General features: G+C 33.9%; 14 protein-coding genes. 6 read left to right on the top strand and 8 right to left on the bottom strand.

Annotated elements, in window-relative coordinates; genetic code table 11:
* Positions 1 to 51 precede the first annotated feature (51 nt).
* Positions 52 to 255, bottom strand: coding sequence for a helix-turn-helix transcriptional regulator (locus tag J7K39_02320; GenBank protein MCD6178715.1), 204 nt, complete (start codon positions 253 to 255; stop codon positions 52 to 54).
* Positions 242 to 718 carry a hypothetical protein gene (locus tag J7K39_02315; protein ID MCD6178714.1) on the bottom strand — a complete coding sequence of 159 codons (477 nt, stop codon included), beginning with the start codon at positions 716 to 718 and terminating at the stop codon, positions 242 to 244. The genes J7K39_02320 and J7K39_02315 overlap by 14 nt, the downstream gene beginning before the upstream one ends.
* Before the next feature lie 187 nt (positions 719 to 905).
* Here J7K39_02315 and J7K39_02310 point away from each other — a divergent pair, with 187 nt between their 5' ends.
* From J7K39_02310 to J7K39_02285, 6 genes are all read left to right on the top strand, one after another.
* The gene (locus tag J7K39_02310; GenBank protein ID MCD6178713.1) at positions 906 to 1757 is read left to right on the top strand and encodes an endonuclease/exonuclease/phosphatase family protein; all 852 of its coding nucleotides are present in this window, start codon (positions 906 to 908) and stop codon (positions 1755 to 1757) included.
* A gap of 274 nt (positions 1758 to 2031) precedes the next feature.
* Positions 2032 to 2673: a hypothetical protein gene (locus J7K39_02305; protein MCD6178712.1), complete on the top strand. Its 642-nt coding sequence runs from the start codon at positions 2032 to 2034 to the stop codon at positions 2671 to 2673.
* A gap of 26 nt (positions 2674 to 2699) precedes the next feature.
* The gene (locus J7K39_02300) at positions 2700 to 3350 is read left to right on the top strand and encodes a hypothetical protein (GenBank protein MCD6178711.1); all 651 of its coding nucleotides are present in this window, start codon (positions 2700 to 2702) and stop codon (positions 3348 to 3350) included.
* A 23-nt stretch (positions 3351 to 3373) separates the two neighbouring features.
* Positions 3374 to 4048: a hypothetical protein gene (locus tag J7K39_02295; protein MCD6178710.1), complete on the top strand. Its 675-nt coding sequence runs from the start codon at positions 3374 to 3376 to the stop codon at positions 4046 to 4048.
* A 125-nt stretch (positions 4049 to 4173) separates the two neighbouring features.
* Positions 4174 to 4464: an HU family DNA-binding protein gene (locus J7K39_02290; GenBank protein MCD6178709.1), complete on the top strand. Its 291-nt coding sequence runs from the start codon at positions 4174 to 4176 to the stop codon at positions 4462 to 4464.
* Positions 4461 to 5588: an HU family DNA-binding protein gene (locus J7K39_02285; protein ID MCD6178708.1), complete on the top strand. Its 1128-nt coding sequence runs from the start codon at positions 4461 to 4463 to the stop codon at positions 5586 to 5588. The genes J7K39_02290 and J7K39_02285 overlap by 4 nt, the downstream gene beginning before the upstream one ends.
* A gap of 153 nt (positions 5589 to 5741) precedes the next feature.
* Here the strand turns inward: J7K39_02285 and J7K39_02280 are convergent, their stop codons facing one another.
* The 6 genes from J7K39_02280 to J7K39_02255 all read right to left on the bottom strand — a co-directional run bounded on the left by J7K39_02280 (position 5742) and on the right by J7K39_02255 (position 13905).
* Positions 5742 to 6140, bottom strand: a complete 399-nt coding sequence (locus J7K39_02280) for an Rrf2 family transcriptional regulator (GenBank protein ID MCD6178707.1) — start codon at positions 6138 to 6140, stop codon at positions 5742 to 5744.
* A 136-nt stretch (positions 6141 to 6276) separates the two neighbouring features.
* Positions 6277 to 8541 carry an aconitate hydratase gene (locus J7K39_02275; GenBank protein MCD6178706.1) on the bottom strand — a complete coding sequence of 755 codons (2265 nt, stop codon included), beginning with the start codon at positions 8539 to 8541 and terminating at the stop codon, positions 6277 to 6279.
* Positions 8542 to 8789: 248 nt separating this feature from the next.
* Positions 8790 to 9065, bottom strand: coding sequence for a heavy-metal-associated domain-containing protein (locus tag J7K39_02270; protein MCD6178705.1), 276 nt, complete (start codon positions 9063 to 9065; stop codon positions 8790 to 8792).
* A 413-nt stretch (positions 9066 to 9478) separates the two neighbouring features.
* Positions 9479 to 10042, bottom strand: a complete 564-nt coding sequence (locus J7K39_02265; protein MCD6178704.1) for a hypothetical protein — start codon at positions 10040 to 10042, stop codon at positions 9479 to 9481.
* Positions 10043 to 10075: 33 nt separating this feature from the next.
* On the bottom strand, positions 10076 to 10639 hold the full coding sequence (locus J7K39_02260) for a helix-turn-helix transcriptional regulator (protein MCD6178703.1): 564 nt from the start codon (positions 10637 to 10639) through the stop codon (positions 10076 to 10078).
* A gap of 38 nt (positions 10640 to 10677) precedes the next feature.
* Complete coding sequence (locus J7K39_02255) at positions 10678 to 13905, bottom strand: PD40 domain-containing protein (protein MCD6178702.1); 3228 nt, start codon at positions 13903 to 13905, stop codon at positions 10678 to 10680.
* Between the last annotated feature and the right edge of the window lie 300 nt (positions 13906 to 14205).

The raw sequence follows: 14205 nt of genomic DNA, 5'->3' as shown, positions 1-14205 counted from the left end.
AAGCTGTCTTAATTTGTTATGACAGCTTTTTTTATATCAAAGAGAAATAGCCTATTCCTCTTTTTCAAGTTCAAAAATATCGTTGACAGACGTTTCAAAAATACGTGCAATCTTCAAGGCAAGAATTGTAGATAAATTATATTTCCCCAATTCTATTGCATTAATGGTCTGACGACTAACACCTACCATCTCAGCCAATTGAGCTTGAGTAATATTCTTTTTGGCTCTTTCTACTTTGATCCTATTTTTCATCACTCAAGTCCCTTTTAGATTTATAAAGTGCCCAATTGTACCGAATAATAAAAAAGATAAGGACGGTGAACATATTGAATACCATTACCCAGAAAAAACTCATATTATACACAAAAATTAAAGCGAGAATTAAAATGGCATAATTTACATAGGTAGCCCAAACCAATGATTCCAGTCGAAGCTTAGAGATAAACTCATCTTCGTTTTTTTCTTTAGCAAAAGCAATAAAAGAAGCACTAATAATAATTAAGACTCCAAGAATCTCGTCGGCTATATTGTTTTCCACAACTACAATGAATTCTAAAGATTTAAAAAGTTCATCATTAAAAAAACTAAGCACTTTCACATTGAGGAAATTAGGTTCAAACTTAAAGATTAGCCATAAAATCCCGACTATTAATGAAGGGACAAAGATTATCCAGCCTATCTTCTTAAATTTATTTGGCAATAAATAATTTGTTTTCATAGCTATCTGTTTTAGTAATTAAAGTACAAATGTAATGTATTTACTTCTTTATGTCAAGTCTACATTACATTTAGTCATTTAAATATTACATTCAATATGCCAACAAGTCTTCAATTTGATACTGCTTTACGTGTCACGCTGCTTTTTCAATAAATGCTACCTTTATCAAAAAAATAGAAAAATTAAAATGTCTGAGTTTAAAAAACCACTATTTACTTTTATTACATTTCTTCTAATTTCGATGAGTGGATTAAGTCAAACAACAGCACTTATGACCTACAACATCAGATACGACAATACTTGGGATACTGAAAACAACTGGCAAAATCGTAAAACGGGCGTGATAAAACTGATAAATGATTATAAACCCACTATCTTAGGAATTCAAGAAGGACTCTACAATCAAGTTAAATATATAGACAGTTGTCTTGTAGACTATAAGTATATTGGAGTGGGGAGAGATGGACTTAAAAAAGGGGAATACAGTGCTCTTTTTTACGACACAACAAAGTATAAATTAATTGTTAGCTCTACCTTTTGGCTTTCTGAAACACCAGAATTAATTTCTATAGGATGGGATGCCGCTCTCAAAAGAATTTGCACATACGGCCTCTTTGAAAACCAAATAACAAAAGAAAGGATGTGGATTTTCAATACCCATTTCGACCATATAGGAGAAGTTGCTAGAGAAAACTCCGCTCAGCTCATTTTAGATAAAATCCATCAGCTAAATACGCAGGACTATCCTGTTGTGCTAATGGGCGATTTTAATCTTAGTCCAAACGAAAAGCCAATTCTTGAGTTAAGTCAACAACTAGAGGATGCCCAACTAATTTCGATAGAAAAGAATAGAGGTCCTGCTGGTACTTTTAATGGTTTTACAGCTGTTTCTGATAAAAAGATAGACTATTTCTTTACTAAAAAACTAGTAGTCCTCTCCTATCAACATTTAAACGACAAACTTAAAAGCGGAAAACCTATTTCAGACCATTTGGCTGTTTTAATCTCGGTTAAACCGGAAAGGCAGAATAAAAAATAATCCCGCTGATTTCGCTGATTTACGCTGATATGGTATTACAGTATTAAAATCTTCTTCTGCGCTTATCTGCGAAATCAGCGGGAGAAATTTACAATTACAGATTGCTCACACTTCATTATTTCTATAAAAACTTGATTTTCCTTTTTTGATTTATGTATCTTAGAAGCTCGAGAAATTCAATCAATACCGGGATTGAGATTCGTTTTGCGTTAATTACTTAGGAGATAGGATAATAAAGCCTTTTCGGCATATACATTCTTAATATTAGTGCATTATGAAAACAAGTCGATTTTTTATTTCTCAGGTTCTGTTACAAGTCTTTTTCCTTCTATTTCTTCTCACTTCATGCGAAAAGATTAAAGACATTTTTACTGACGAATATGCATTTCTAAAAGGGGAATGGGTTATTGACAGCATTCAAGTTTCTAAAGGCAGCCAGAATGATATTGAAGGGAGCTCCTATTTTATTAGTCATCGATTAGAAAATGACAGCCTAGTCAGAACAGTTTCTCAAAAGGTCGATTGGGAATATTTAGCTCCAGATATTACAAAATACGCCTTTAACTTTTCTTTAAATATTGATAAAGATGTTTTAATAGAAGCCTACTTCAGAAATCATGAATTAGGAGTGAATAATGATACAAGTTATCGTATTTCATATATTACTGAAGGAATAACTAATGACCCTAATATGGAATATATGAATTATCCACTGGAAAATTATGCCGTAATGTTTGTATTTGGCAAGAACAGGGTAGCAATTTCGGGGGCGACTTATTCAAATATAGGTTCAAGTATCCTTTATGCTAAAAAGACTCAAATAGAAAATCAATTGGTATTAGAATACAAGATTATTTCTGGTCAAGAGCCCTATGGGAGTATTCATAACTGTAAATACACTTTTAAAAGAAAATAGCAATTAAATGATTAAAAAAGTTCACAATGAAATTTCAAAAATTAATTATAAATTTTATTTCTCTCTCCTTCATTCTTTTTGTTTTGGTTTCTTGCGAAAAGAATAAAGACATTTTTACTGACGAATACGCTTTTCTTAAAGGAGAATGGGTTTTGGAGGATATTGAAATTAACCAATCCCGTTCTGGTTCACAATATCCAGAAGATGCTTGGTCTCATACTTTGAGTTGTTCTTATACCGAAGATAGTCTACTCTGTAGTCACAAGGATTTCCAGAAAGAGGATGATGAAGTCGTTTCAGATACTTCCTATACCATAAAATATTCTTATCTGCTCCAATTATCAATAACTGATTCCATTAAAGTAAGCTCGAAAGTAAGTAATCTATTATATGGTTTCGAATTAGACACTGCATTTCTAGTCGGCTATGAAATAGGAGATTACGACAACAAAAGGTCTTTTATGGCTCCTATACCGGTTGAGTATTATGCAGTAAAAATATCTTTTGGAAAGAATAATATCTTTATCATAGGTGAAAGGCCAAATGACAAAAACATCTTGTATATAAAAAAAGATCAAGAAGAAAATAAACTAGTCATTGAATATACCTCTAAAATTTTTGAACCGGAAACTTACTATTTGGGTGAATATAAATACACTTTTAAGCGAAAACAGTAATTCAATGATTTAAAAAGTACAGCATGAAATATCTAAATTTTATAATAAATATTTTTACGATTTCCTTCCTTCTTTTTGTTTTGGTTTCTTGCGAAAAGATTAAAGACATTTTTACTGACGAATATGCTTTTTTAAAAGGGGAATGGGTTTTGGAAGAGATGGATATAAACGAGTCATCCTCATATAGCTTCGAAACATCAAGGAGTAGTTCTATCTCCTATTCGTATGAAAATGATAGTATTTCCTATTCATATTATAATTATTATAATGATTTTGGACCTGAGCCTGAAATAACTCAAAAATCTTCGAAATCAGCATACGCTTTAAAACTAATAATTAACGATTCTGTTCAAGTAATTGCATCTGTAAATAACAAAACTCTTGAAGTTGAAAGAGATACGAATTATATCGTTCCTTATTACTTTGGAGAGTTTGAGAACTATATTGGTGGCATTAGCAGTCGAGCGACTATACCAGATGAAAAGTATGATATAAAAATTAGCTTCTGTAAAAACAGATTCTTTCTTTTTGGAGATAATGAATCCCCAAATTATCAGTTTTATTGTAACCTAAACAATTTATACATAAAGAAAACACAAGTTAAAAACCAACTGATTCTTGAATACAGTAGTGAATTTATTGGAATTGATGATCAAGCCAAAAGTGAATATAAATATGTTTTCAAACGCAAAGAATAATCACTCCTACACAAAGTACAACCCTCTGTTATTTTAACTTGAAATCTTCTGTTTAATTCCTTATATTGTTGCCTGCTAACACATTAGATTTTTTCATATCAACAAATTTAATACAGGAGGCTATTATGACACAAGTAGAGTTAATCCGAAATCTCTCTTCGCGCTTAGGCATTACACAGGTTGAAACAAAACGGCTATTAAAAAGCAGCGTAAATATTATCAAAGAAACTCTCGATAAAGATATCTCAATATCAATCCTCGATTTAGGCACATTTTCGACTGTAAAAATAAAAAATAAGAAATCTTACAATCCTTTTCACAAACAATATTTTCTGTTACCACCTAAACGCATTATCCGTTTCCGTCCAAGTTTATCCATCAAAAATGCATTAAAAACTAAACGAATCGAGAAATGAAAAAGAAAATGACATTTAGCCGTCTTGTTGAGAAGATAGCAACAGAAACAAGGACTTCAAAAAAGCTCATTCACGATCTTCTAATAGAAACCGTTGCATTAAATCAAGAAGGGCTACAAAAAGATGCTCATAGTAGTATAAGTGGTTTAGGACGCTTTTCATTAAGATGGCATAAAGCAAGAAAAGGACATAATCCTAAAAGTGGAGAAACTATTGATATTCCAGGACACAACACGATAAACTTTAAGCCTCAAGTCTCTTTAAGGAATCACATTAATCGACACTATTCCCAGCTAAAGCCTATACCTTTTGAAGCACCAAAGAAAGACCTTGAAGAAGAAATTACTACTCCAAAAGCAAAAGATAGTTCTATCCCTATTGCAAAATCAGTTCAAACTAAACAAACAGAAGCATTAGTTCCTGAAGTAGAGAGAAAAAAGGAAGAGGCTTCCAAAATAGATAAAGTCCCCGAAAAGGTACAGTCGTCTGTTACAAAACAAAAAAAACCGATAACCAAATGGATATGGCCAATTATCCTCTTTCTATTTATTATTCTATTTTACTTATTCTGGTCAGCTTCAGACACATCAGATACTGAACTGAAAGAGAAGCCTACAACAGAAACTCCATTGGAAGTAAAAAAACCTACAACAGAAACTCCAACTACAGAGCAAAAGAAAGAAGCCATAAAAACGTCTGAAAAGAAAATAGTTAGAGGAGTAGCAGCTAGCAAGTACACGCTTAAAAATGGCGATTATTTATACCGTATTGCTCAAGATTATTATAAAGAAGCTAGCTTCTGGCCACTTATTTATAAAGCTAATAAAAGCTTATCGCCCAATCCTGAAATAGTAATTACCGGAAGAGAGATTAATTTACCTGCCCTTGAAGGCAATCTTAAAAACCTCACAATTCAGGATAAGAAAAATATTGCAGAAGGCTATCTCGAAGTCTACCTTTATTACAAAGATAAGAACCACACAAAGGCCATTTATCACCTTTGGGTAGCTAAAAAGATGGAAATTCCTAATATTATTGAAGACAATGCTGAGCGTATTAATCGTGCTGATCTGAACACCTTAGACAAGATTGAAGGTGAACTTAAGCTGGAAGTAAATAAATAGGTGATTCCGTAGTATGATATTAGAAAAAAGCAAAAAAAGTATCCTCATTATCAATATGGTTTTATTAGCCAGTATAATTGGTACGGCAACAACTATCTTAATATTCGAACTAATAAGGCTAAAAACCAAAAGTTACAAAATAAATTAAAATCTTTAAATAAACTTAGATACTTTCGATTCTATTAAATACTTCTTGAAATCGTTGGTGAGTTTATGAATAATACCACCCATTATGCATTTATCAAAAGGACAAATAGGACGATCCAGCGGACAATCTTGCAATTCTATAGGACCTTCAACAGCAAAATAAATATCATAAAGAGTAATTTCATCAGCCGGCTTTTTCAAGACAAAACCACCCGCAGGACCACGTGTTGAGCTAACCAAACTACTTTTCACTAGTCGTTGCATTACTTTTGCCAAATGATTCTTACTAGATGCTGTAGCCTCAGCAATTTTATTTACGTTCACTAGTTTCTCGGAGCCGGCTATTAGAACAACGGCATGAATAGCCAGAGAGGATGCTTCTGATAAGGTTACAACTTTAGCCATGAATATGATTATGGTTTAAATCGCGAATTTACTAAACATTAAAGTAATCCGTATCTTAATTACTAATTTAGAATGCTTTTAAACAACAAAAAATGAAAGGGATAGTTTATCATTCAATAAACCATCCCTTCTATCTTTAAGCGTTTTGCTGCTTAATCAAATTCAATGCACTACCGGCTCTAAACCAGTCTATTTGATTTTGATTATAAGTATGATTAACTAAGATTTCATCTTTAGTGCCATCGGCATGATTTAAAACAACAGTAAGTTGCTTTCCGGGAGCAAATTCAGTTAAACCAATAACATCAATTTTATCATCTTCGAGTATCAAATCATAATCAGCTCTATTGTCAAAAGTAATAGCCAACATACCCTGCTTTTTAAGGTTAGTTTCGTGGATGCGAGCAAAAGAACGCACCAAAACTACTTTTACACCTAAATTGCGAGGCTCCATAGCGGCATGCTCACGACTTGATCCTTCGCCATAGTTTTCATCGCCAACAACAATAGAACCCATTCCTGCTTCTTTATAAGCACGAGCTACTGCAGGAACTTCTCCTTTTTCGCCATTCAATTGATTAACAACTTCGTTAGTCATTTCACCAAAATAATTAACAGCACCAATTAGCATATTGTTTGAAATATTATCTAAATGTCCGCGATAGCGCAACCAAGGACCTGCCATCGAAATATGGTCGGTAGTACATTTTCCTTTAGCTTTAATCAGCAAATGCATTCCTTTATAATCTTTACCATCCCAGGCTTTAAAAGGAGTTAAAATTTGTAAACGCTCTGAACTAGGACTAACAACTACTTCGACTTTACTTCCATCTTCAGCAGGAGCAACAAATCCGTTATCTTCAACAGCATAACCATTTTTTGGCAATGCATCGCCTGTTGGCTCATCCAACATCACTTCAACACCATCTTTATTGATAAGCTTATCTTTTAGAGGATTAAAAAGCATACTACCTGAAATAGTCATAGCTGTTACTAATTCAGGAGAAGCTACAAAAGCATAGGTATTTGGATTACCATCGGCACGTTTAGAAAAATTCCTATTGAATGAATGGATGATAGCATTTTTCTCTTCTTTCTCAGCTCCTTCGCGAGCCCATTGACCAATACAAGGACCACAAGCATTAGCTAAAACCACACCGCCAATATTTTCAAATATCGAAACTAAACCATCACGTTCAACGGTATAACGAACTTGCTCCGAACCGGGAGTAATACGAAAATCGGCTTTTACCTCAAGATTTTTATCCGATGCCTGCTTAGCAATAGAAGCTGCACGACTAATATCCTCGTAAGAAGAGTTAGTACAAGAACCTATCAAACCTACTTCCATTTTTGTTGGCCAATCATTTTCCTTAACGGCTTTTGCAAATTCAGAAATAGGAGTTGCATTATCGGGAGTAAACGGACCATTCAAATGAGGTTCTAATTCATTTAAATTAATTTCTACTATTTCATCGTAATATTTTTCAGGATTAGCGTAAACTTCGTCATCAGCTCTAAGGTAAGCAGTCATTTTATCAGCTTCATCTGCAATATCTGCACGGTCGGTAGCGCGAAGATATTCTGCCATATTTTTACCATAAGCAAAAATAGATGTAGTAGCTCCTACTTCAGCACCCATATTACAAATAGTTCCTTTTCCTGTACAAGAAATAGCATCGGCACCATCGCCAAAATACTCAACTATTGCACCTGTTCCTCCTTTTACAGTCAGGATACCGGCCACTTTTAAAATAACATCTTTAGGAGCAACCCAACCACTTAGTTTACCGGTTAATTTAACACCAATCAGTTTTGGGAATTTTAGTTCCCAAGGAATACCAGCCATAACATCAACAGCATCGGCACCACCAACACCAATAGCAACCATTCCTAAACCTCCTGCATTAACAGTATGAGAATCGGTACCTATCATCATTCCACCGGGGAAAGCATAATTTTCTAATACAATTTGATGAATAATACCAGCTCCCGGCTTCCAAAATCCAATACCATATTTATTCGATACAGATCCTAAAAAATCATAAACTTCTTTATTGGTTACTTCGGCGGTAGCCAAATCTTCGTTAGCACCAATTTTTGCTTGAATAAGATGATCGCAATGAACGGTTGATGGAACTGCAACTTTTGCTTTTCCGGCTTGCATAAACTGCAAAAGAGCCATTTGAGCCGTTGCATCTTGCATTGCCACACGATCGGGATTAAAATCTACATAAGATTCTCCACGTTTATGCTTTACTGTTGGAATACCCTCATCGAGGTGAGAATAAAGTATCTTTTCCGTATAAGTTAGAGGTTTTCCAACCAACTTACGAGCAGCATCAACGCGCTCTGCCATACGGGCATAAACGCCCTTAATCATATCAATATCGTATGCCATAATAAAATATTTAGGTTTTTTTTGTTTTTAAGTAAATCGGACACAAATGTAGTCAAAAGGAAAAAAATATTATGCATGAATAAGATTGATTTTTACATAATATTGCTAAATCATGCTTAGTTTAGAATTAATATAAATCATTTTCAGAAATTAGCCTGATAAACCAAAGATTTTATATGTATAGGCTAATCTATTTTACTAAGACTAATATAAGCTGACAAAAAAACCAAAAATTAATATTCAGCAATTTAAATACCCATTCGTCCGATGGCACAACTAACATACGATTTCGCCTCCGTAAACATATTGTTTGAAGATCCCATTTCAGGGTAGCCTATTTTAAATAGTGCCCGTTTTATATGATCCAACTGATTATCAGCACCATCCAATTCAACAGTGATTTTAGAACTTTCAGCATCAACACTAAGGTTTTGGACACTGGAGAATTTATTTATTGCTTTGCTGATAGTTTTAACACAGCCTCCGCACTTTAGATTTTCAACAAAAAAGGTGTAAGTTTTCATAGCTTTATTTTTTCAACAAAAATAGCACTGGTTCTCCGTTACAAACGAGCACCTTTTCACATAAAAGTTATCAGATTTTCAGAAATTTGAGGGGCTAAATTTAATCTCCCGATTAAGTTTCATTCATATAAGGGTCTTCTGACCGATATTATTTGTCAGAGACAAATACATAAGTACAGACTAATCGGGAGATTAGTCCGAGCAAGAATATCTTGGACTACTTTACTTGTGAAAACGAACACGGAATACTGAAAGCTTTTTATATCCCGTAGGGATAAAAGCAAGGTAATAAATGCTACACAATATCGTTTCGTCCCATACGGGACGAGAGGGATTTAGAGATATTCTTTTTTACCAAGCTTTAGTACCGATGGTACCTATTGAGTTTTGACTCAATTCTTTGTAGTGAGTAGTTATTTATATTTTTCTATTATTTTGTTTTCTAATGTTTCAAGCGATTTCGTTACAATTTTAGAAATTGGATAAATCAAAGAAACAACCATATCCATAGGAGCACCTTCTTTATATCCCACACTCGGTCCGTATGCACTTAAATTAAGAGCTTCTTTCTCTATTAAATCTTTTGGTTTGCCGGCGTGTACCCCTCCTTTTATGTGAGCATTTATTTTGATAATATCTTTGACAGTATAAACATTTGTGTGATATATTAAACAAACTTTCTCTAAAAAATGGTCTAATTTCAATGTTTCCAAATCTTTTAGATTTTCATTTTCCACCGGAACAATTCCTTCGGAAAAGAGCAACCCTGGGAAAGGTTTAATAGTCCTTGTTTTTCGAGTAACAAAATTAATTGGAATTCTATGAAGTCTATTAGCTTGATGTAATAAAGGATTATCGTCCATAAGAAGCAATCGCAAAACTCCAGAAGCCTTTAGGTTATTATATTTTTGGGGATCTTCAATCTTTGCCCTAAGATCTTTCAAGGATTCGATAAATAATTCTTCAATGTCGGTCATAAACTAAGTATATCAAGAGTTTTTTGATTAATACTAAATCTGATCTAACGGCTTCCGCTGATTGCCCATTTGATTTTTATATTCTTTGGGAGAAAGACCACAAACTTGTTTAAACTGACGACTTAGATGAGCCGGACTACTATAGTTCATTTTATAAGCTATCTCACTAATACTAAGCTCATCGTAAGAAATATATTCTTTTATCTTTTCCACTTTTAACTGAATAATATATTTCTCAATAGTCATTCCCAATTGCGATGAGAACAGATTACTTAAATAGCGATAATCTTTACCTATACTTTCTGATAAATAAGTTGAATAATTGAGATTCATTTCTCCGTCAGAATTATGTACTAAGCTAATTAACAAGGTTTTAATCTTTTCGATAAGCTGTTTTTTAGCATCATCGAGCAAAACAAAGCCTACATCTTCTAATTTAGATTTTAAAACTTCTCTTTCATCTTCCTGCAACTCTCTTTTCAACCATACTTCTCCCAATTGAACGTCGATAGTCGGAATATTCATCTCATCAAGAATTGCCCGCACCGCAAGAATGCAGCGCGGACAAACCATATTTTTTATCAATAATTTTGACATCCTTCTTTATATTTTTGACATTATCGAGGCTTGTAAACTCATTTTTCGAGCAATATTTCTACCGCTTTCATTAGTTGCTGATCAATACCTTGACTTATTTTTTCTTTATCCTGAGCCACTTTAACATCTGGTTCTAACTGTTGTCCTTCTAAATAATTACCATTCAAATCCCAAACTCCCATTTGCGGTATTCCAAAAACAATAGTAGGATCTATTTGGCGTTCCCACCAAACGGCAGTCATAGTACCGGGAACAGGCATTCCAACCAATTTACCAATCTTCAAAACCTTGTATACATACGGAAAAGCGTGAGCATCGGAATAGTTCCCTTCGCTCATTAAAACTACAGAAGGACGATACCATTTTTCCATTGGTTCTGAGCCAATATAATGTCCACGAGGGGCAAAATCAACATAGCGTTTTCCGCTTAATAAAGTTACTAAATCATCATGCAGCCAACCACCACCGTTAAAACGAGTATCAACAATAATAGCTTCTTTATCTACATTCCTACCTAAAATTTCGGAATAAGCAACGCGGAAGCTGGCATCGTTCATTCCTTTAATATGTACGTAACCAATTTTCCCATCAGAAAGGCGAGCTGTTTCTTCGCGCATAAATTTAGTCCATCTGTCGTATAGCAAAGCTGATTTTTTACGCTGACTTATCGGTTTCATAACTACTATTGAAGACTTTTGAGTTGTTGGATGATAAATTCTCAATTGCGTATTCTTGCCATCGAGTTTATTCAGTAATTTAAAATAATTTACTTCGGGAAGAATATCTACACCGTTAATCTGTTCGATTACATCGCCAACAGAAATATCTAAATCAGATTTATCTAATGGTCCTTTTTCTAAAATTTCGGCAATTTTCAAGCCTTTCCCCCTAAACGATAAGTCGTAAAAAGCACCTAAACTAGCTGTGGCATCTCCGTTGCTATGATGCGAATAACGCCCTCCGGTATGCGAACCATTCAATTCGCCTAGCATTTCGCCTAAAAGTTCTGCAAAATCATAATTATTACTTATGCTGGGCAAAAAGGCTTTATAGATTTCTTTATACATTTTCCAGTCGACACCTTTAAAATCAGGAGCATAAAATTTATCATTAACCTGTTTCCAAGTATGATTAAAAATATACTCACGTTCAGCAGCAGGATTCCAATCCATCTCCGCTTTAAAAGCAATATTCTTTTTTACCGGTTTATCAATATTTTTTATATCCAATTTCATGATACTTCCACCCGAAAGAAGGAATAAGTTTTTACCGTCTTTATCCATTTTCAACTGGCCGCCACGACCATTGAGTTTAAGAACAAGTTTTGTTTCTTTTTCTTTAAATTTATGCAACCACAAATCATATCCTTTTTCAAAACTACTGAGATAGAATAAATTCTTCCCGTCTTTTGTAAGTACGGCATCGCCTAAACTAGAAGAGTTAATTGTTAACCGACTTATACGATCTTCAAGGTTCTCTAAGTTTAAGACAACGCTTTCTTCTTCATCTACATCCTTATCTTTTTTCTTTTTAGAAGTCTTAGTATCTTCTGTTTTATCTTTATCGTCGTCTTTCTTCTTATCATATTTTGCTTCATATTCTTCTTTTGTCATCGTAAATTTCTCATAAAACTCCTGATTAAAGAACATAGCATAAGCATCGCGTTTTGAACCCCAACTACCGTGACTTCGCATACCATTACGGTCAGAAATCCACAACATACCGTTTCCATTCATTATCCATTTTGGATTAGAATCGGAATATCCGCTTAAAGTTAAATTAATTGGTTCTACTCCACCTTTGGCATCAACCAAACCAACTTCATCAACCCAGCGTTTTCCACCCAAATAACTTACCAAAAAGTATTTACCATCGGGTGACCATTGATACCACTGATCGCCATCGGAATAAGAATAATTATAGTCGCCTGATAAAATGCTGCGTTGAGCCTTAGTCTCAAGATTTATCACTTTTAGTTCCGTACGTTCTTCTAAAAAAGCAATTTCTTTTCCATCGGGAGAATATTCGGGTTGGAAAGTATTTTTATCATTTGCCAATATAACTTTTTCTTTTAAAACAGTAGCTGTGGCAAAGGCGTCCTCATCGTCAAACACCAGACTAGTTTCATAAATACCCCAGCTACCATTACGTTCAGAAGCATAAAGAATAGATTTACCATCGGGACTAAAGCTAACGCTCCTCTCCTGTTCCGGCGTATTTGTAATGCGCTTGGTTGTTGCAAATTCTACAGATGTAACAAACACTTCACCACGCACAACAAACACCACTTCTTTACCATTTGGCGAGACATTCATTTCAGTAGCATCTTTTGAGAATGATTTTGGAATTGATTGAGCTACTTCCTTAAACTTAGGAATTGTTAACTCTAACTTTTTAGCATCAGCACCTTCACTTTTTGTATATAATCCACCGTCATAAATAAATGCCAATGTATTATTATCGGCTATACTTAAAAATCGTACAGGATTATTTTCAAAATTCGTTAATTGGACTTCCGGACTATCGGCAGTGAGTTCTTTTTCATAAACATTAAAACTTCCGCTTCGCTCTGAAAGAAAAAACATTTTTTCTTCACTATCAGCAAAAACCGGATTACGATCTTCGCCTTTAAAAGTACTCAACTGAGTATGTTTTCCGGTAATTTTATCGTAAATCCAAATATCGCGAGTTACCGAAGAAGTATGGTGCTTACGCCACGGATCTTCATATCCTTTCACATCGTGATAGAGTATTTTTGAACCATCTTTACTTAATTGGACATTTTCTGCAGGAGTGGTCAAACATTGTTTAATACGTCCACCAGTAACAGGTACTTTATAAAGCTCAGTTAATAATCCGTAAGGAAATTGAGCATTCTTTACATTATCATCCAGCGTAGCTGAAAAAATAACAAATTTATCATCAGGAGAAAATGTCCAAGGTACTTGCTTAGCCGAGTGATAAGTAATTCTATAACTTTTTCGGCTTGCAAAATCAAAAATAAAAATATCGAAATTACCATATAAATCAGAGGTGTAAGCCAACTTACTACCATCATTGGACCATACGGGATTAGATTCATATGCCTCACTAAGCAAGAGAGGCTCTGCTGTTCCTCCATCCGAAGAAACTATAAATAAGTCGCCTTGATAAGCGAAAACAATTTGAGATGCATCGGGCGAAATTGCCGAATAACGAATCCAATCTTTTTGAGCAAATAAGTTTAAGCTCAAAAGAGCAAAAAAAACGAGAGTAAATCTTTTCATAAATCTAAAGTTTAATATATAGGAAACATTTTAAAGTATTTAGCATAAGCTGTAATATACTTTTATTCGCTCCTAAGGTTTGAGTTTTGACAAAATTAATTATTCGACAATATCATTAATTATAAGCCGAACAACTACGTATTAACGTACGTCTAAATTAAGTATTTTTTCTAATCACAGAAAATTTCGCAAAAAAAACTCCAATCATAAAGTGGTTATAATTGTCGATTAAAAGAATCTATTATTCTCATTACTTTAATATTAGTTCTAATTAAATATTGCTACTATGTTTGATAATTA

The sequence above is a fragment of the Bacteroidales bacterium genome, assembly GCA_021157585.1.
Classification (GTDB): domain Bacteria; phylum Bacteroidota; class Bacteroidia; order Bacteroidales; family UBA12170; genus UBA12170.
Note: the sequence above shows the minus strand (reverse complement) of the source record. Positions and strands in the feature narration are given on the sequence as shown.